General features: G+C 32.9%; 20 protein-coding genes. All 20 read left to right on the top strand.

Annotation, left to right across the window (positions count from 1 at the left end; genetic code table 11):
- Position 1 precedes the first annotated feature (1 nt).
- Complete coding sequence (locus tag R9X47_RS02080) at positions 2-2,056, top strand: chemotaxis protein CheA (RefSeq protein ID WP_432665033.1); 2,055 nt, start codon at positions 2-4, stop codon at positions 2,054-2,056.
- A 32-nt stretch (positions 2,057-2,088) separates the two neighbouring features.
- Entirely contained in the window at positions 2,089-2,532 is a 444-nt protein-coding gene (locus R9X47_RS02075; protein ID WP_432665032.1) for a chemotaxis protein CheW, read from the top strand.
- Between the two features lie 14 nt (positions 2,533-2,546).
- The gene (locus R9X47_RS02070) at positions 2,547-3,173 is read left to right on the top strand and encodes a chemotaxis protein CheC (protein ID WP_432665031.1); all 627 of its coding nucleotides are present in this window, start codon (positions 2,547-2,549) and stop codon (positions 3,171-3,173) included.
- Entirely contained in the window at positions 3,163-3,651 is a 489-nt protein-coding gene (locus R9X47_RS02065) for a chemotaxis protein CheD (protein WP_432665030.1), read from the top strand. Before R9X47_RS02070 ends, R9X47_RS02065 begins: the two co-directional genes overlap by 11 nt.
- A 245-nt stretch (positions 3,652-3,896) precedes the next feature.
- Entirely contained in the window at positions 3,897-4,634 is a 738-nt protein-coding gene (locus R9X47_RS02060; protein ID WP_432665029.1) for a sigma-70 family RNA polymerase sigma factor, read from the top strand.
- A gap of 13 nt (positions 4,635-4,647) precedes the next feature.
- Positions 4,648-6,051 carry a DUF342 domain-containing protein gene (locus R9X47_RS02055; protein ID WP_432665028.1) on the top strand — a complete coding sequence of 468 codons (1,404 nt, stop codon included), beginning with the start codon at positions 4,648-4,650 and terminating at the stop codon, positions 6,049-6,051.
- Positions 6,052-6,064: 13 nt separating this feature from the next.
- A complete protein-coding gene (locus R9X47_RS02050) occupies positions 6,065-6,355 on the top strand; it encodes a hypothetical protein (RefSeq protein WP_432665027.1) in 291 nt (96 codons plus the stop codon).
- A gap of 11 nt (positions 6,356-6,366) precedes the next feature.
- On the top strand, positions 6,367-6,885 hold the full coding sequence (locus R9X47_RS02045; RefSeq protein ID WP_432665026.1) for a DUF6115 domain-containing protein: 519 nt from the start codon (positions 6,367-6,369) through the stop codon (positions 6,883-6,885).
- A 623-nt stretch (positions 6,886-7,508) separates the two neighbouring features.
- Positions 7,509-8,258, top strand: a complete 750-nt coding sequence (gene rpsB, locus R9X47_RS02040; RefSeq protein ID WP_432665025.1) for a 30S ribosomal protein S2 — start codon at positions 7,509-7,511, stop codon at positions 8,256-8,258.
- Positions 8,259-8,352: 94 nt separating this feature from the next.
- A complete protein-coding gene (tsf, locus tag R9X47_RS02035) occupies positions 8,353-9,000 on the top strand; it encodes a translation elongation factor Ts (RefSeq protein ID WP_432665024.1) in 648 nt (215 codons plus the stop codon).
- A gap of 373 nt (positions 9,001-9,373) precedes the next feature.
- Positions 9,374-10,084: a UMP kinase gene (pyrH, locus tag R9X47_RS02030; protein WP_432665023.1), complete on the top strand. Its 711-nt coding sequence runs from the start codon at positions 9,374-9,376 to the stop codon at positions 10,082-10,084.
- Positions 10,085-10,086: 2 nt separating this feature from the next.
- The gene (gene frr, locus R9X47_RS02025; protein ID WP_432665022.1) at positions 10,087-10,641 is read left to right on the top strand and encodes a ribosome recycling factor; all 555 of its coding nucleotides are present in this window, start codon (positions 10,087-10,089) and stop codon (positions 10,639-10,641) included.
- A gap of 5 nt (positions 10,642-10,646) precedes the next feature.
- The gene (locus R9X47_RS02020) at positions 10,647-10,844 is read left to right on the top strand and encodes a hypothetical protein (RefSeq protein WP_432665021.1); all 198 of its coding nucleotides are present in this window, start codon (positions 10,647-10,649) and stop codon (positions 10,842-10,844) included.
- Between the two features lie 53 nt (positions 10,845-10,897).
- The gene (locus R9X47_RS02015) at positions 10,898-11,653 is read left to right on the top strand and encodes an isoprenyl transferase (RefSeq protein ID WP_432665020.1); all 756 of its coding nucleotides are present in this window, start codon (positions 10,898-10,900) and stop codon (positions 11,651-11,653) included.
- Positions 11,654-11,668: 15 nt separating this feature from the next.
- Positions 11,669-12,460 (top strand): phosphatidate cytidylyltransferase, encoded by a 792-nt coding sequence (locus R9X47_RS02010; RefSeq protein ID WP_432665019.1) that lies wholly within the window; start codon positions 11,669-11,671, stop codon positions 12,458-12,460.
- A 24-nt stretch (positions 12,461-12,484) separates the two neighbouring features.
- Positions 12,485-13,630 carry a 1-deoxy-D-xylulose-5-phosphate reductoisomerase gene (locus R9X47_RS02005; RefSeq protein WP_432665018.1) on the top strand — a complete coding sequence of 382 codons (1,146 nt, stop codon included), beginning with the start codon at positions 12,485-12,487 and terminating at the stop codon, positions 13,628-13,630.
- 11 nt (positions 13,631-13,641) lie between these two features.
- A complete protein-coding gene (rseP, locus tag R9X47_RS02000; protein ID WP_432665017.1) occupies positions 13,642-14,652 on the top strand; it encodes an RIP metalloprotease RseP in 1,011 nt (336 codons plus the stop codon).
- 26 nt (positions 14,653-14,678) lie between these two features.
- Entirely contained in the window at positions 14,679-15,755 is a 1,077-nt protein-coding gene (ispG, locus tag R9X47_RS01995) for a flavodoxin-dependent (E)-4-hydroxy-3-methylbut-2-enyl-diphosphate synthase (protein ID WP_432665016.1), read from the top strand.
- The gene (locus R9X47_RS01990) at positions 15,756-20,042 is read left to right on the top strand and encodes a PolC-type DNA polymerase III (RefSeq protein ID WP_432665015.1); all 4,287 of its coding nucleotides are present in this window, start codon (positions 15,756-15,758) and stop codon (positions 20,040-20,042) included.
- A 406-nt stretch (positions 20,043-20,448) separates the two neighbouring features.
- Complete coding sequence (rimP, locus tag R9X47_RS01985; protein ID WP_432665014.1) at positions 20,449-20,916, top strand: ribosome maturation factor RimP; 468 nt, start codon at positions 20,449-20,451, stop codon at positions 20,914-20,916.

Below are 20,916 nucleotides of genomic sequence, written 5' to 3'. Positions count from 1 at the left end.
GATGGACATGAATCAATATATTGATATTTTTATTGAGGAATCTAAGGAACATCTTCAAAGTATGAATGAATTACTTTTAAAACTTGAAGCTACTACTGACGACTTAGGAATACTTAACGAGATCTTTAGAATAGCCCATACACTAAAGGGTATGTCAGGGACAATGGGATATATGAAAATGGCTCATTTAACCCATGAGATGGAGAATGTTCTTCAATCCGTGAGAAACCAGGAAATTGGATTAAACGAGCATATTGTGGATGTCTTATTTGAATGTTTTGATACCTTGGAAGAATACATAAACGAAATTATTAAGAACGGTGTAGAAGGTGACTTAGATCCTAAACCACTTATAGGCAAGTTAAGTAAAATTATGAATAACGAATATTCTGTTGAAAGCAAGGATGAGGCTAATGTAGTAAGTGAAGAAATTAGTGACACTGATGCAGTAAAAGACGTAAGTGGTGAGTTTTCGATTGAACTTGAAGACATTACAAGTAAGACTGTTAGGAAGGCAAATGAGAGCAATTTCAACTCTTTTAAGATTAAGGTGGTTTTAAATGCAAACTGTATGCTTAAAGCTGCAAGAGCATTTATAGTATTCAATACTTTAGAGAAATTTGGAGACATTATAAAGTCAAAGCCTACTGCTGAGGAAATTGAAGATGAAAAATTTGATGATTCATTTGAAATAATTTTTATTACAAAATTAGATGAGAGAACGACACATAACGAGATACAAAGTATTTCGGAAATAAACAAGGTTTTAATTGAAGAAATTCAGCCACAAGCAAATACTAATAAACCTATCAAAGACATCCCTGTTAAGAAGATTAATGAAGTTAGTGAGGAAGTAGAAAAGAAAAGTAATCCTACTCCGGCTAAAACAGCAAAGAAAGCTAAATCAAAAACTTCAAAAACTGTAAGAGTTGATATTGATCGTTTAGACAATTTAATGAATCTTGTAAGTGAATTGATAATAATTAAAACAAGATTAGAGGATATTGAGGAATCTAAGCTTAATACAAATATGAATGATGCAGTTGAATACCTTGAAAGAATAACAACTAGTCTTCATGATGCAGTAATGAAGGTAAGAATGGTTCCTATAGAAAGAGTATTCAATCGTTTCCCAAGAATGGTTAGAGACTTATCAAAGGAATTGGGCAAAGAGATAAATCTATATATGACTGGAGAAGAAACAGAAGTTGATAGAACAGTAATAGATGAAATAGGAGATCCGTTAATTCATTTACTTAGAAATTCTATTGACCATGGTATTGAAGATCCAGCGACTAGAGAAGAATTAAACAAACCTACGGGTGGCAATGTTTATTTAAGAGCTTATCCAGATGGAAACAACGTTGTAATAGAGGTTGAAGATGATGGTAAGGGTGTTCCTATAGATAAGGTTAAAAATAAAGCAATATCTAAAGGTTTAGTGACGAGTGAAGCAGCATCAAATATGAATGATCAGGAGATTATCAACCTATTGTTTAAGCCTGGCTTTAGTACAGCTGATAAAATTTCAGATATTTCTGGAAGAGGTGTAGGTCTTGATGTTGTTAAAACAAAGATTGAGTCTCTTGGCGGATTAGTTGAGGTGCATTCGCAGCAAAATAAAGGAACTAAGTTTATTATTAGATTACCTTTAACTTTAGCAATTATTCAAGCTTTGATGGTTACTATCGGTGAAGAAAAGTACGCATTACCTCTAAACTCCATTAAAGAAATTGCTACGATTAAGTCAGATAGCATTAGAAAAGTACAAAACCAAGAAGTTGTTCTATTTAGAAATAATACACTACCAATATTAAGAATGAATAAAATCCTCCAAGTAGACGAGATATCTGAAGATAATGATGAAATGATTATAGTTGTGGTTAAAAAGGGTGACAAAATGGCAGGATTAGTTGTAGACAACCTTATTGGCCAACAAGAAGTAGTAATTAAATCATTAGGAAAATACTTATCTGGAATAAAAATTATAGCAGGTGCTACAATCTTAGGTAATGGTCAAATTGCATTAATTGTTGATCCAAACTCACTGTTTTAAATATTGAAATTCAACTAAGAAGGAGGATATTTATGGCTATCCAAGAATATGTTCTTTTCAAGCTAGAAAATGAGTACTATGGTATAGATATTCATAACGTTGAAACTATTGAAAAGGTTATGCCAATAACTCGTGTTCCCTACACTAGAAATTTTATTAAGGGAGTAATTAATTTAAGGGGTAACGTTGTACCGGTAATTGACCTTAGGAAAAGGTTTAAACTTGCCCCGAAAGAATATGACGATAACTCAAGAATAATTATAGTAAAGCTAGAAGAAGTAACAGTTGGAATGATTGTTGACTCTTCATCAGAAGTTATCCAGTTAGGTGATGATGACATTGATGATGCTCCAGCTTTAAAGGGAAGCAATGAGGAAAGTTATGTTAAGTGTATAGGAAAAAAGAACAACCGTATAATAATGATTATTGATCTTTACAAAGTATTAGATATAAATGAGATAGAAAAGGACTTATAATAAGGAGTGTTAGAATGGATAATTATCTGAATAATATGAATACCTTAGTCCTAGATGTATTAAAAGAGATTGGTAATATAGGAGCCGGCAATGCAGCTACTGCGTTAGCCAAAATGTTAAATAAGAAAATTGACATGAATGTTCCTAAAGTTAATGTTTTAGAATTTGCTGATGTTCCTGAATTTCTTGGAGGTGCAGAGGCTTTAACTTGTAGTATTTTATTCAAGATAGAAGGGGACTTGAATGGAAGCATTATGTTTCTATTAGACATAAAGTCTTCAAAGAATCTAATAAGTTTGCTCATGAGTGGTTACGAAGCAAATATTATTGATGATTTCGCAAAGTCAGCTTTAAACGAAATAGGTAATATTCTATCAGGTGCTTATGTTTCTTCATTATCAGCTTTAACAGGACTAAACTTAAAGATATCTGTCCCTTCATTGGCTATTGATATGGCCGGAGCTATACTTAGCGTACCAGCTATTCAATTTGGTCAAGTAAGTGATAAGATACTAATCATTGAAACGGAGTTTTTGGAAGGAAATGGAAATGATAACGTTAGCGGTTTCTTTTTACTAGTTCCAGATTATGATTCATACGATATATTGTTAAAAAGTCTAGGTGTTACTAATGAAGGCTGATGTAGTAAAGGTAGGGATGGCTGATTTAAAAACAGTGAAATCTCCCGGAGTACTAACTACTCTAGGTCTTGGTTCCTGTGTTGGCATTTGTGTTTATGACCCTGTGACAAAGGTTGCAGGGATGGCACATATTATGTTACCATCAAGTAAAACCATTAAGAATAACACAAATCCATTTAAATTTGCAGACACAGGTATAGACCTCCTGATTGATGACATGGTGAAAAAGGGCGCAAAAAAATATCGGATGATAAGTAAAATAGCTGGTGGAGCACAAATGTTTTCCTTTTCTACTAAGAATGATATTATGAAGATTGGTGAGAGAAACGCAATTGCTGTAAAAGAAATACTTAAAGAATATAAGATACCTATTAAAGCTGAAGATACTGGTGGAGGCCATGGAAGAACAATTGAATTTCATTCTACCGATGGTAAATTGGTAGTTAAAACAATTGGACATGGTGTTAAAGAATTCTAAGAAAAAAAGTAATATCAATAATAATAATCTCTAAGTTTACGATGCATACAATTTACATATATGACTTTATCGAACAAGTTGATATAAAAACCTAATTTATTTGATCTTCTATTCGTCCTGAATGAAACAATAACTAAAAAGTCTATATGTGAATATTATGCAAATTTAAGGACAAACTTTCATTATTTTCTTAAGTTTCTATGCTTGAGGAAATCAAAAATGTTCTAAGGAGTAGGGAATATTTTATGGCTAATATTGAATTATTGAAGTTATATAAGAAGAATAAATCTAAGGAAGTAAAGGATGAACTAATCGTAGAAAATGTTGAGCTTGTCAAAATTATTGCTGGCAGACTATACCATTCTTATAACTCTAATGTTGAATATGATGATATTGTTAGTTATGGTATTTTAGGTTTGATTGATGCAATAGAAAAATTTGACCCTGATAAGAATGTGAAATTTGAAACCTATGCTAATTTTCGTATTAGAGGATCTATTATCGATCATTTGAGAAATCTTGACTGGGTACCAAGATCGACTAGACAAAAATATAAAAAACTTGAAGAGGTTATGTTAAAGCTCCAGAGTCAACATGGATTTGATATAGAAGATGAAATATTAGCTAAAGAGTTAAACTTATCTACAGATGAGTTGCATAATTTTCTATCCGAGGTTTCAATTTTTTCTATTATATCTCTTGACGAGAGAATTTCAGAAAATAGTAATTTCAACTTAGTTTCAGATGATATCGAGACTAGTCCTGAAACGAGCTTTCTAAAAAAAGAAACTAAAAGAATTTTAATTCAAACAGTTGAGAAGCTTCCAGAAAGAGAGAGAACTATCATTAATCTATACTATTTTTCTGAATTAACCTACAAAGAGATTTCAAAAATTTTGAATATCTCTGAGTCAAGAGTCTCTCAACTTCATACCAAATGTATTATTAAGTTAAAAAATTCTTTGAAAAGTATATATACATAAAGTAGGTGAGAGCATGGATAATAACAACATATTAAATGAAAAAGCTGTAGAAACTCAAAACGATGATAACTTCGATATTTTTATTGACATCTCTAGTAATTATTATGAAGCTTTTATTACCATTGAATCTTTAGGAGATGAAGTTTCAATAAGCAGAGATGATATTATTAGTGCCTTAAAAAGGAAAAATGTTGTTTTTGGTTTAAAAAATGATGTTATAGATACTATAGTAAATAATCCTCACGATATCTATAAACTATCGGTAGCTGAAGGTGAACAGCATATAAATGGTGAACCAGGAAGAATTGAGTACAATTTTGACATGGAAAATAAGAAAAAACCTACGATGCTTTCCGATGGAACTGTTGATCACAAACACATAAATTACATACTTAAGGCAAGTAAAGGTGAGATATTAGCTAAGAAAATATTGCCTACAGAATCGAAAGATGGTAAAACTGTAACTGGAAGAACAATTAAGGGAAAGCCAGGAAAGCTTGTTGACTTTAAAGTAGGTAAAAATGTGACTGTTTCTGATGATGGAATACTTTTATTAGCAAGTGAAGGCGGAATGATTAAAGTTGATGATGGTAGAATCAGCATTATTAAAATACTAGAAATTAATGATGACGTTGGAATATCCACTGGAAACATTAATTTTGAAGGAAAAGTACTAGTAAAGGGAAATGTAAATACTGGCTTTTCCATTAATTCAGGAGACGACGTAGAAATCTTTGGAGTTGTAGAAGGTTCTGAGATAACTGCAAGAAATATCATAATTCATAAAGGGGTACACAATAATGCAAAGTTAGTATCAAGTGGAAATATATCGGCTCACTTTATGGAAAGTTGTTATGCTGAGGCAAAGGGCGATATTTTTTGTGATTCTATAATCCATTGTGATATAACATGTCTGGGAAGGATTGTCGCCTCTGAAAAGAAGGGTTTAATATTAGGTGGAAGTATAAATGTCAGAAAACAAGTAGTTGCAAAAACTATTGGAAGTCAGATTGGATCAACCACAAGGATCTATGTAGGAATAGATGAGAGTTTGTTAATTGAACTAAAGAATACAAAGAGTTCAATTGAAGATGCTAAAGCAGATATGAAGAAAATTAATCAAGCTATTGATATTCTACAGTCTAAAAGAAGTCAGGATCCAAAGAAAGAAATATTTTTAACTAAGTATTTAAAGACAAGAGAACAGTATATAACAAAGATTAAAAATATGGAGCAAAGAATGAAGGAACTATATACCCTTTTAGATTCATTAAAAAGTAGTAACATATCAAGCGAGCAAATATATCCAGGCACAAACATTAGGATTAACAATTCACATTATATTGTAAAGAAATCAATGATTAACGTGAAACTAATGAAAGAAGATGGTGAGATAGTGACTTCTCCTCTAGTGTAAAGGAGTGGATATTATGCCTATTAGACCTATGGACATGCAGGTTTTAATGCCTAAATCGCAAAATATTTCTAAGATTAATCAGGATATGGTCAATAGAAGCGAAAATATTATTCAGCAATCCCTAAATAAAAGTAAGAAAACTGAAAAAGAAAAATTGAAAAAGGTTAATACAACTGACAAAAAGGACAATCCGTCAGTTAAGACGAATGATAAGAATAAGCTAATATATAGCAAGGAAAATAATAAAAATAGAGACAATGGATCCAATGACAATGTGAACTCACAAATTGATATAAGAATTTAATGAGGTGTGGCATGTTAAGTTTATTTCTATTAGTTATTGGTATAGTTATTATACTCATTTCAACCATATTTATTTTAAACCAATCAAATCCAGATGATGCAGACGATGTATCAGATGAGGTTTTAAAGAATGATGATGAATTAGTGATCACTATAGAATCTCTAGAAAATATAATTTATGATATTAATCACACATTCAATAACACCATAAATGAATTTGAAAAAAAATATGAGAGGTTAGAGAACAAGATTCATCATGTCGACAGAAAAGCATCAGAAAATTATGAACATGTTACTCAGCCTAACGTGCATAATAATGATAACTACGAAAACAATATAAATAATAATATAGATAATATAGTAGATAATAAAAATCCTATAGTGGAGAAAAGCTTTCTTTCTAGCGATAGGGCCACAGAAATTATTGAACTTAAAAACAAGGGCCTTAGTGTACAGCAAATTGCCAGGGAACTAAATATAGGTACTGGTGAAGTTATTTTAATTTTAAATTTGAAAAAAACTAAGGGTTAGGATATTAAAAATATAGATGGAGATTCTAGAAAAGCTATTAATTAGGCTTTTCTATTTCTGTTTTCTATTAAACTGAGAATATTTGTTAAAAGCTTAAGAATATTCTATATTCTTTTGAATTTTCAAGAACGGCTATGTCTTATGGTTAAATTTATTTTTTTTGGTTATAATATACTTTGAATGTTGTTTAATGAATTTCACTGAAGGAATATAGAAATCTTTATTGTTTTGAGCAAAATTTATTTTAGGTTTTAAGGTAGTATGACTACATAGAGATTTCAGTGAGAGCTTTAACTTATATACATCAAAATCCCCAGAATCTTCAGATGTTTTGACATGTATAAATTAAGTTTCACTAGGAACTCACTATAAAGTAATGCTATTCTAAAGATTAATAAATTTTACTGAAAGAATGTAGAATCGTTCATTATTTCAATAAAATTTATTTTGAGCTCTAAGGTAGCATGACTATAATAGAATTTTTTTCTTGCATAAACATTATTTAATATGTTATACTACTTAAGGTGACAAATACACACGTCTTGAAATTCTCAAATTGGTGCCCTTTGAGGTTCTTTGAGAAAATGACCAAGACGGAGGAAAAAACCATGGAGGTGTAGAAAATGGCAGTAATTTCAATGAAACAATTATTAGAAGCTGGGGTTCACTTTGGACATCAAACTAGAAGATGGAATCCTAAAATGGCTGAGTACATTTTTACAGAAAGAAATGGTATCTATATCATTGACTTACAAAAAACTGTAAAAAAAGTTGAATCAGCTTATGACTTCATTAAGGAGTTAGCTTCAGAAGGTAAGAAGATTCTTTTTGTAGGTACTAAGAAGCAGGCTCAAGAGGCAATTGAAAAAGAAGCTAAGAGATGCGGTATGTACTATGTTAACCAAAGATGGTTAGGTGGTATGCTTACTAACTACAAGACAATAAGAAAGAGAATCCAAAGATTATTAGATTTAGAGAAGATGGAAGAAGATGGTACATTCAACGTTCTTCCTAAGAAGGAAGTTATTAAGTTAAGACACGAAAAAGAGAAGTTAGAAAAGTTCTTAAGCGGTATCAAAACTATGAATGGAACACCAGATGCTTTATTTATAGTAGACCCTAGAAAAGAGAGAATCGCTATTAAAGAAGCTCAAATTCTTGGATTACCAATTATCTCTATCGTAGATACAAATTGTGATCCTGATGAAGTTGACTATGTTATTCCTGGAAATGATGATGCGATAAGAGCTGTTAAGCTACTTACTGCAAAAATGGCAGATGCCGTTATAGAAGGAAGACAAGGCGAACAATTTGATGCCCCAGAAGCCGAAGCTAAACAAGCTGAAGAAACTAAAAACGAAACTGCAGAATAATACTAACTTTAACAGAATTCTAACGGTAAGGGCTTAAGGGGTTTTTCCCTTACTACTCTTACCTTTTATTATAGAGTAAAGAGGAGGAATAAAAATGGCAGTTACTGCTTCAATGGTAAAGGAACTAAGAGAAAAAACTAGTGCTGGAATGCTAGATTGTAAAAAGGCTCTTGTTGAGACAAATGGAGATATGGAAAAGGCAATAGAGTTATTAAGAGAAAAGGGATTAGCTAAGGCAGCTAAAAAAGCTGGAAGAATCGCAGCTGAAGGTTTAATAGAATCATACATACACGGTGGAAGAATAGGTGTTATTGTTGAAGTTAACAGTGAAACTGACTTCGTTGCTAAAAATGAAGAGTTCAAGACTTTTGCAAAGGATATAGCTATGCAAGTTGCTGCTTCAAACCCACAATATGTAAGACGTGAAGAAGTTCCTGCAGAAGTAATCGAAAAAGAAAAAGAAATATTAAGAAGTCAAGCTTTAAATGAAGGAAAGCCAGAAAAAATCGTTGACAAAATGGTAGTAGGAAGAATAGAAAAATACTATAAAGAAGTTTGTCTTTTAGAGCAAACGTTTATCAAGAATCCTGATATAACTATCCAAGACTTACTAAACGAAAAAATAGCTAAGATTGGTGAAAACTTAAATATCAGAAGATTTGTTAGATATGAAGTTGGCGAAGGTATAGAGAAGAAGGAAGAAAACTTTGCTGAAGAAGTTGCAAAGCAAATTGCAAAGTAAATAATGAAAACTACGGAAAACTAAAAATTGAGAGAGCACAAAGGTGTTCTCTTTTTTATAACGAATAGGAAATTGTACACCACATGTGGTGTTAATATAGATACAATTTCCGTTATGAGTTTCAAAAAAGTCGACTTTAGAAGTCTTTAGCAAGGACTTTTTTATAACACGTAGGAAATTATACACTATTGAATTACTAATAAATATAATTTTCGTTACGTGTTTCAAAAAAGTCTACCTTAAAAAGCTTTAGCAAGGACTTTTTTATAACGAATAGAAAATTATAGGCCTTTAGAATTTTTGTTAAAATATTTTAGAGGGTTTTGAGATATTTTTGTAGAATAAGTAGAAGGTGGAACGGAGGTAAATTACTGTGAGGCCCAAATATAAAAGGATAATTTTAAAGTTAAGCGGTGAAGCGTTAGCCGGTGAAAAGGGTTTTGGAATAAATCAAGAAGTAGTTGATTCGATTGCAATCCAAGTTAAAGAAATTATTGAATTAGGCGTTGAGGTTGCTGTTGTTGTTGGTGGTGGTAATTTCTGGAGAGGCAGAAGCAGTGAAGGAATGGACAGAACAACAGCAGATTATATGGGAATGTTAGCAACAGTTATAAATTCATTGGCCTTACAGGATGCTTTGGAAAACATTGATATATTGACAAGGGTTCAAACTGCTATTGAGATGAGACAAATTGCTGAGCCCTACATAAGAAGAAGAGCTATTAGACATTTAGAAAAGGGAAGAGTAGTAATATTTGCTGCTGGAACAGGAAATCCATACTTTTCAACGGACACTACAGCGTCTTTAAGAGCTGCTGAGATAGAAGCTGATGTAATTCTGTTAGCTAAAAAAGTGGATGGTGTCTATGATAGTGATCCTGCAGAAAACCCAGATGCCAAAAAATTTGACAATCTTACATATATAGATGTACTAAATAGAGGTTTAAAAGTAATGGATTCTACTGCTACTTCTCTATGTATGGACAATCAAATTCCTATTATCGTATTTAGCCTTAAACACCCTGAAAACATTAAAAGGGTTATTTTAGGAGAAAAAATCGGTACATATGTAAAGGAGGATTAATTATGTTAGAGGTTCATAAGAATTTTGAACAAAAAATGAAGAAATCTATTAACGTGCTTAAAGAGGAATTACAAAGCATAAGGGCTGGTAGAGCAAATCCTGCCCTGTTAGATAGGATTACAGTTGAATACTATGGATCGCCTACTCCATTAAAGCAATTAGCAGGTATTAGTGCTCCAGAGCCAAGATTGCTTGTTATTCAACCTTATGATGCGAATTCTATTAGTGATATTGAAAGAGCGATTATACAATCTGATCTTGGAATAAATCCTTCAAATGATGGTAAGATTATACGATTAGCTATTCCAATGCTAACTGAAGAAAGAAGAAAAGAACTTCAAAAAGTTGTAAAGAAAACTGGCGAGGAAATCAAAGTTGCTATTCGTAATGAACGTAGAGAAGCAAATGATAAATTAAAGAAAATGAGCAAAAACAATGAGCTTACTGAGGACGATTTAAAGAGAGCTGAAGATGAAGTTCAAAAAATGACTGATAAGTACGTTAAAGAAGTTGATGGATTAATATCTAGAAAAGAAGAGGAAATTTTGGAGGTATAACTTTAATGAGAATACCTGATTTAATAGGTATTAAACTTGAAGATATTTCGGGTGAAATTGAAAATCTTAAAAATTTCTATAACATAACAATTAGGGAAACTGCATCGCCCTTTAAAAGTAGTGAGTATAAAAAAAATGAATGCAGAGTTGTAAGACAGCAAAATTTTGACAATACTATTATAATAACCGTCAGTTATATCTAGCCCTCCTTACTTGGAGGGTTAAATGTTTTAGTAACATGGAGGTTTTAGAACTTATGTTTATGAAGACAAAAAAATCAAACTCTAGCGAAACCATTAAAGAAATAGATGAAGGTAGTAAGCCTAAACATATAGCAATTATTATGGATGGGAATGGAAGATGGGCTAGGAAAAGAGGATTACCTAGAATTGCCGGACACAAGGCTGGTGTGGAAGCCTTGAGAGATGTTATTAAATGTGCTTCCGATATTGGAGTACAATATCTTACATTGTACGCTTTTTCAACAGAGAATTGGAATAGACCTGATGAAGAGGTTAACGGCCTTATGGAATTACTAGTTCTATACCTTCGAAAAGAAATAAAAGACCTTCATAGAAATAAGGTGAAAATAAATACTATCGGTGATATCACTAGATTGCCAGTAAAGGCCGTAAAGGAAATCGAAAAGGCAATGCTGCTAACTGGAGAAAATACAGGATTAACAGTAAACATTGCCCTTAATTATGGCGCAAGATCAGAAATATTAAATGCTGTAAAGAATATCTGTCGAGATGTAAGTAACAATGCATTAAATATCGAAGATATCGATGAAAATACCATTTCACAGCATTTATATACAAAGGCTATTCCAGATCCTGACTTACTTATTAGAACTAGTGGGGAGCAAAGAATAAGCAACTTTTTACTATGGCAAATAGCATATAGCGAATTGTATTTTACAGAAGTCTATTGGCCAGATTTCAAACCGGACCATTTGGTTGAAGCAATTATTGAATTTGGGCAGAGACAAAGAAGATTTGGAGGCCTTTAATAAGGTGGTGATCCTATGTTGAAGAGAGTATTAACGGGCGTTATCGGTGTACCTTTACTAATCTTTTTAGTATATAGTGGAGGTGTTGTTTTAAAAGTATCATCTCTATTAGTAGTTTTACTAGCTTTAAGAGAATTTTATGATTCTTTTCATCATAAGAGTATATTTCCATTAAGTTATGTGGGGTATATATATACTATATTTATGTTTCTAAATAGCAGAAGTGATTATATAAACTTAGCTTTTGTACTAGTTACTGTAACAACTCTACTTATTTTCTTATTTGCTAAGAAAACTACTTATACAGATGTAGCTGTAACACTATTAGGTTTTTTATACATACCGTATTTACTAATACACATTATTCTGACAGCAGATCTTAAAAACGGATTGTTTGTATGGTTCATTTTTATTATCGCTTGGTGTGCTGATACTGCTGCATATTTTGCAGGAAACTTTTTAGGATCAAAGATATTCGGTTCTAAGAAACTTTTTCCCGAAGTTAGTCCCAAGAAAACTATTGAAGGATTTATTGGTGGTGTTTTAGGAAGTGTTCTTGCATCATTTCTTTTTGCGTATATCTTTATACCAGAATTTATCTTTCACTCAATAGTACTAGGATTTTTGGGAAGTATCATATCTCAGGGCGGTGATTTAGTTGCATCGAGAATTAAACGTGCTGTGGGAATAAAAGATTTTGGAAATATAATGCCTGGTCACGGAGGAATATTAGACAGATTTGATAGTATATTATTAGTAGCACCATTTGTATATTATTACGCTGCTTTTTTCCTAAATGGCCTATAATATGCATTGCTGGGGGATTTACATATGAAGAATATATCAATTTTAGGTTCAACTGGTTCAATTGGTACTCAGACTTTAGAAGTTATTAGAGAAAATCCAGATTTATTTAATGTTGTTGCAATAAGCGGTAATAATAATCTAGACTTACTGTATAAACAAATTGAAGAATTTAAACCTAAGTATGTGGCTGTATATAATAAAGAGAAAGCAAAAATATTAAGAGACAATGTATCTAGCTTTGATGTAAAAGTATTATATGGAATCGAGGGTTTAATCGAAATATCGGTTATCGATGAAGTTGATATATTAGTGACATCAGTTGTAGGAAATATAGGTCTGATGCCCACATTAAATGCTATAAGAGCTAAAAAGACTATTGCACTTGCAAACAAAGAAACCTTAGTTACCGCTGGGGAACTAGTTATGAAGGAAGCTGAGATGAATGGCGTAAATATTATACCCGTTGATAGCGAGCATAGTGCAATATTTCAATGTATGCAGGGATATAATACTAAAGAAGTAAACAAAGTGATTTTAACCGCTTCAGGTGGTCCATTTAGGGGATTAACTAGAGAGAAGCTTAAGGATGTAAAGCCAAAGGATGCTTTAAAACATCCTAATTGGTCAATGGGAAGAAAGATTTCAATAGACTCAGCCACATTAATGAATAAAGGCCTTGAAGTGATTGAGGCAAAGTGGTTATTTGATATTGAAAGAGAACAAATAGATGTTATCGTACATCCACAGAGTATTGTTCACTCTATGGTAGAGTTCGTTGATGGGTCTATATTAGCCCAACTTGGTGTTCCTGACATGAAACTTCCAATTCAATATGCACTTACTTATCCAGGTAGAGTAACATCAAACAGTGAAGGATTGAGCTTTGAAAAATTTAATGAGCTTACCTTTGAAAAACCCGATAGAATTACTTTTCCTTGTTTAGATCTTGCATTTGAGGCACTAGATATTGGAGGAACAATGCCTGGAGTATTAAATGCGGCTAACGAGGAACTGGTGCTTCAATTTTTAGATGGTAAAATCAGCTTTTACGATATACCAGATAGAATAGAAAAAGCAATGAATAGGTTTAAAGTAATAAAAAATCCTAATATAAATGATATAATTGAAGCAGATAAAATCACTAGAGAATACATCAATAAATTTTTCTAAGGTGGGATTATATGCAAACTTTCATTAGTTTTATTTTCGTTTTTGGCCTTCTTGTATTCTTCCATGAATTTGGCCATTTTGCGTTAGCTAAATTAAATAATATTAAGGTTCATCAGTTTGCTTTAGGAATGGGACCGAAACTCATAAGCTACCAAGGTAAAGAAACTGAATACTCTATAAGAGTTCTACCCCTTGGAGGATATGTAAAAATGGAAGGAGAAGATGAATCTTCTAATGATGCAAGAAGCTTCTCGAAGAAATCTCCTCTACAAAGAATATCTGTATTAGCTGCTGGGCCTATCATGAACATTATTTTAGCGATATTATTATTAACTATAGTAGTTTCTGCCATGGGAATGCCAGTTAATATAATCAATGAAGTAACTGAAAACTCTCCTGCGCAGTTGGCTGGTTTAAAATCTGGTGATGAAATTGTTAAGATTAATGACAATGATATTACCAGCTGGAGTGATGTTGTTGAGACCATAAGTAAGAGCCAAAGTGAAGTTATAACAATAGAAGTAATTAGAAACGGTGGAAAACTTTCCTTTGACATCAAGCCTATGGTGGATGAAGCAACAAAGAGGAGAATGATAGGCATTAGTCCAGCAATAGAGAAATCTCTAGCTTCTTCGATTGTAGTCTCAACTAAAGGTGTATTTTACGGTATAAAGCAAATATTTGTAGTTCTATCTCAGTTGATTAGGGGAGAGCTTTCTGCTGGGGCACAGGTAGTTGGTCCAATCGGAATGGTTCACTTTATTGGTGAAGCTGCTAGAAGTAGTATATACGATTTATTAGCATCCGCTGCTAACATATCTATCAGCTTAGCGATCTTGAATATTTTACCATTTCCAGCTTTAGATGGAGGTAGAATTATCTTCGCTATAATTGAATTAATTAAGGGTTCACCAATAGATCCTGAAAAAGAAGGGTTTGTACATATGATTGGGTTCGTAGTCTTAATGATTCTAATGGTAGTAGTATTAGTTAAGGATATAATAAAGTTTAATATATTGTAAACTATCTATAATAGGTTGGTGATTATATGAACATAGTTAGAAAAAGTACAAAGAAAATCAAATGTGGAAATATTTTTATTGGAGGAGACTCTCCAATATCTATCCAATCTATGACTAATACCGACACTAGAAACATAGGGGCAACCATATCTCAGATTAAGAGTTTAGAAGAAGCAGGGTGCGAAATAGTTAGAATAGCAATACCGGATATGGAAGCTGCTATGGCGGCAAAGGAGATAAAAAAGAATATATCGCTGCCACTGGTTGCAGATATTCACTTTGATTATAGATTAGCTCTTAAATGTATAGAAAATGGTATAGATAAATTAAGAATAAATCCTGGAAATATAGGAGATATTGAAAGAGTTAAACAGGTTGTAACTAAGGCAAAGGAAAAAGAGATTCCTATTCGTATAGGTGTTAACGCTGGTTCACTTGAAAAGGGTATAATAGAGAAGTATGGAATCACACCAAAGGCCCTTGTAGAAAGTGCTATGGGACACATAAAAATTTTAGAGGATTTGGATTATGATAAAATAGTGATTTCTCTTAAGGCATCCGACGTCGGTCTGACATTTGATGCCTATAAACTTTTGTCAGAAAGGGTTGACTATCCCCTTCACATAGGAATCACGGAAGCGGGAACTGTTTGGAGAGGGACAATAAAGTCTGCAATTGGAATCGGTTCTTTACTTCTAAATGGTATGGGGGATACTATGAGGGTATCATTAACCGGTGACCCTGTTGAAGAAATTAAAGTTGCTAGAGAAATATTGCAGTCACTGAAAATCAGAAATTTCGGTGTGAACTTTGTATCCTGCCCTACATGTGGTAGATGCCAAATAGACCTAGAAAATCTGACAAATAAAATAGAAAATGAACTAAAGAATTTAAATTCGGACATAACAATTGCTGTAATGGGATGTGCAGTAAATGGTCCTGGGGAAGCGAGAGAAGCAGATATAGGTATTGCTGGAGGAAAAAATGCAGGTTTATTATTTAAAAAAGGGGAAATAATCAGAAAGGTTGCGGAAGATAAAATAGTAGAAGCTATTTTAGAAGAAGTTAAGTCTATGAACACAGATTCTCATGGAGGTAAATAGATGAGTATAAGTACAAATGTATCACTTACTAGTTTAAAGAAACTACTTGATGACCAATCACATATTTCCCTTAACTCAATAGAGTATAATACATCTACAAAAACTCTAAGTTTGACCTTAAATGCCGGTGACATTCTTAAAAAACAAAGGATATTCGAACTTAAGTCGAATATTAGCAAGGGACTGCCCTTCCTTGAGGGGGTCTCTATAAATACTAAGTATAACTCCTTATCTGATGACATGGAGAAACTTGTTTCAGACTACTGGGACAACATATTATATGAGATAAAAACACAGAGTCCATCCATGACAGGATGGCTTAATAATTGCAGTAGGAAATACGATAACTCAACGGATTGCCTTGAGATTTTAGTGGATAACCCAGTAGGGCTAGAAAATCTTAATATAAAAAAATGCGATAAATTAATAGAAGATGTTTTTAAAAATGATCTTGATAGAAAAATAAAAGTTGCTTTCAAAATTATTGAGTCAGCTGTAGATGATAGCAATAAAACATACATAAAGAAACAGGAAAAAGAGCTTAATTCTATACTTAGCAAGATTATGGCAAGTAATCCTGCTCCAAAGCCAAGTACTGAAAAGAAGGATAAATCTAAAAAGCAAAAGGAAAATATCCATGGGAAGAAAATAACTGGGGAAATTGTTAAGATAAAGGGTCTATCTGAAGAAGATGGAATGGTTTGTGTTGAGGCCAAGGTGTTTCAAAAAGAGGAAAGAGAATTAAAAAGTGGAAAGATATTAATAACTCTTTCTATTACAGATTATACATCATCAATAGGAGCTAAGATTTTTGCTAGTAGAGAGGATGCGGAGTTCATAAATGAAAGTATTTCTATAGGGAATTACTATAAATTTAGAGGCGCTGTAAGATACGACACCTTTGAAAAAGAATCAATTATTATGGCTAGAGATATCAATGACTCATTTATGAAGGATGAAAGTAGGGTAGATAGCAGTGAGGAAAAAAGAGTAGAGCTACACGCCCATACAAAGATGAGCTCAATGGATGGTGTTTGTAATGCTTCGGACCTCATAAAGAGAGCTGCGCAGTGGGGCCATAAAGCTATAGCTATTACAGACCATGGTGTTGTTCAAGCCTATCCAGAAGCAATATCTGCAAGCAAGAAACATGGAATTAAGGTTATATACGGAATTGAAGGATATATAATGAACGACGGGTCCCCACTAGTTCAAAACTGTGGTGATGAGACTCTAGATGATACATACATAGTATTTGATATTGAGACAACTGGACTTTCCTTTAAGCATGATAAGATAACAGAGATCGGAGCTGTGAAAATAAAGGGCGGGGAAATTGTAGACAACTTTTCTGCATTAGTAAACCCTGAAGTTAAAATTCCCCCTAAAATTGTGGAGCTTACGGGAATTACCGACGATATGGTAAGGGATAAGCCTACAATAGACAAGGTACTACCAGGATTCGTTGACTTTATAGGCGATGACCCAGTAGTTGCCCACAATGCATCTTTCGATACTTCCTTTATAAAGGAGAATCTAAGAAAATTAAATCTTGAGTTTAATAATCCTATTGTTGATACACTATCTTTGAGTAGAATATTGGTTACTAAACTTAAAAGATTTAAGTTAAATAATTTAGCTAAGCATTTCAAAATTAAACTTGAAAATCACCATCGTGCTGTTGATGACGCAGTAGCCACTGGTAAAATATTTATTAAGTTGATAGAAATTCTAAAAGAAAAAGAAATTAACTCATTAAAGGAAATAAACAGGCTACTTAGTGATAAGGTTGATTACACTAAGCTTGATACAAATCATATAAATATCTTAGTTAAGAACTATACGGGTCTGAAAAATCTCTATAAGCTTGTTACACATTCACACTTAGAAACCTTCTACAAGAGACCTAGAATACCAAAGAGCTTGCTTTCTACCATGAGAGAAGGGTTGATTATAGGTACTGCTTGTGAAGCTGGAGAGCTCTATAGAGCCATTATGAGTAATAAGAGTGATCAGGAAATAGAAAATATCGTTAAGTTTTATGACTTTTTAGAAGTACAGCCAATAGAAAACAACAGTTTTATGTTAGAAAAGGGTCTTGTAAAAAGCTTTGACGACTTGAAGGAAATAAATAAAAAAATCATAGAACTTGGGAGAAAATATAATAAAATAGTGATTGCAACAGGAGATGTTCATTTTTTAGATCCTAAAGATTCGACCTTGAGGAAGATACTGATGACTGGTCAAGGATACTCCGATGCAGATAATCAGCCACCTATATACTTCAAAACAACAGAGGAAATGTTAAGGGATTTTAATTATCTTGATAAGGATACAGCCCATGAAATAGTAATCAAAAATCCAAACATTATAGCTGACTCTGTGGAAGAAATTTTACCTATACCTGAGGATACATATCCTCCAAGGATAGAAGGTTCCGATGAGGATTTAAGAAATATGTGTTACGAAAAGGCTGAAAGTATCTATGGTACTCCACTGCCGGAAATAGTACAGAAAAGACTTGATAGAGAATTAAACTCAATAATTAGCAATGGTTATGCAGTAATGTATATTATTGCACAAAAGCTGGTTACAAAATCCTTAAGGGATGGATACCTTGTTGGATCAAGGGGTTCCGTAGGATCATCCTTTGTTGCAACTATGAGTGATATTACAGAGGTTAATCCATTAGCACCTCACTATGTGTGTCCAAACTGTAAGAACTCAGAATTTATAACCGATGGATCATATGAAAGTGGAGCGGATTTATCGGATAAGCTTTGTCCAAAGTGTAATACTGAGTATAATAAAGATGGCCATGCAATACCATTTGAGACCTTCCTTGGTTTCGAAGGGGATAAGGAACCAGATATCGATCTTAACTTTGCAGGGGAATATCAAGCAGTTGCCCATAAATATACAGAGGAACTGTTTGGAACAGGATACGTATTTAGAGCGGGAACCATTGGTACTGTTGCAGAGAAAACCGCCTTTGGTTTTGCGAAAAAATATTTTGAAGAAAAAGAAGTTATTGAAAATAGTAGAGAAGTTTTAAGATTGGCTTCAGGTTGTACAGGAGTAAAGAGAACTTCTGGCCAACACCCGGGAGGTATAATGGTTGTTCCTGATTACAAGGAAGTCCATGATTTTACACCGGTTCAATACCCTGCAAATGATAAATCATCAGGGGTAATAACCACTCACTTTGATTATCATGCAATAAGTGGTCGTTTACTTAAGCTGGATATACTTGGACACGACGTTCCAACAATTATAAAGGAGCTAGAGGAATTTACGGGAGTTGACCCTCAAGCTATATCACTGGATGATGAGAAAACTATAAAAATATTTACTTCAACGGAAACTTTAAAGATAGTTGATGATGACTTTAAAATAAGCGTGGGTTCATTAGGTATACCGGAATTTGGTACAAAATTTGTAAGACAGATGTTAGTGGATACGAAGCCTACAACCTTCGCAGAATTAGTTAGAATCAGTGGATTGTCCCACGGGACTGACGTATGGCTCAACAATGGACAGGATTTGGTAAGAGCTGGTACAGCTGAGCTTAAGAATGTTATCTCCACCAGAGATGATATAATGAACTACTTGATTTTAAGAGACTTACCACCAAAAGAGGCCTTTACAATAATGGAAAGGGTTAGAAAGGGTAAGGGCTTGACTCCAGAAAATGAAGCTCTTATGAACGAAAAGAAGGTTCCAAAATGGTATATAGAATCATGCCAAAAGATTAAATACATGTTCCCTAAAGCCCATGCAGTAGCATATGTAATGATGTCCTTTAGAATAGCATTTTTCAAAGTACACCATCCTTTGGCTTTCTATGCAACCTATTTTTCAACCAAAGTAGATGATTTTGATGCAGATTTGGTTTGTAAAGGTAAGGAAGCCGTGATAGATAAGATCAAAGAGTTATCCAGTTTGGGTAATGGCGCAAGTCAAAAGGAAAAAGATCTTATGACAGTATTAGAAGTGGCTTTTGAAATGTACTGTCGTGGCTTTAAATTCTTGAGAGTTAATTTATATGATTCTGATTCAGATAAATTTAGGATCAAGGATAATTGTTTATTGCCGCCACTTAGAGCCTTGCAAGGGGTTGGTGAAAATGCTGCTAGAAATATTGCGACTGAAAGTAGTAAAGGTGAATACCTGTCAATTGAGGATATAAGGTTGAAAACTAAAGTTTCTAAGACAGTTATTGAAACCTTAGAAAATCACGGATGTTTAAATAGTTTGCCAAAACGAAATCAACTGTCTCTATTTTAACTCAGACTACCCAGATAGAGATTCTAAAGAAAATACACATCAAAATCTCCAGAATCATCGGGCATTTTGAAATGTATAAATTAAGCTTCACTAGGAACATTCTATAGAAAACTCAAAACTATTTGTATACTTTCAAACTTTCCATGAATAATCTAGGTTTAAAGTTGCACCGATTTACTCTTTATGATATAATTTCCATATAATAATATGACATTTCTTAAAGAGTGGGACTTTCCCACTCTTTGTCATTATGTTATAAGAAGTTTGGAATTGTAAGTCCATTAATTATAAAATAAAATCTTGGAGAAATGCGCAACATAAAAGAAGATTTTATTCATACACGTATAGAGTGTAGTAATTTACGGAAAAATACGGTTATAACTAATATTTAAAAGGAGGTTAGAAGTTGAAAAAGAAAAGAGTTGTAGATATAGTCGAAGAAATAGTTTTACCATTCTTAGAGGAAAAAAAATTGGATTTAGTTGAAATAGAGTTTGTTAAGGAAGGTCAACATAGGTATCTCAGAGTTTATCTAGATAAGGATGATGGACTAAGCTTAGATGACTGCCAATCAGTTAGTGAATATCTAAGTGAGAGGCTTGATACTTTAGATCCAATTAAAGAAAATTATTTTCTAGAGGTTTCGTCACCAGGAATTGAAAGGCCGCTAAAAAAAGATACTGACTTTGAAAAATATTCAGGAAAGTTGGTAGAAGCACGACTTTATCATCCGCTAAATGGTGAAAAAATAATTAAAGGTAACTTATTAGGACTTAAGGATAACATGATTTTAATAGATAGAGAAGCTAAAGGAACTATTGAAATTGCAAGAGACAAGGTTTCTTTGGTTAAGCTGTTGATCAACTTTGATTAG

This window comes from Wukongibacter baidiensis (assembly GCF_050888315.1).
Taxonomy (GTDB): Bacteria; Bacillota; Clostridia; order Peptostreptococcales; family Caminicellaceae; genus Wukongibacter; species Wukongibacter baidiensis.
This window is presented reverse-complemented; position numbering and strand designations above follow the sequence as displayed.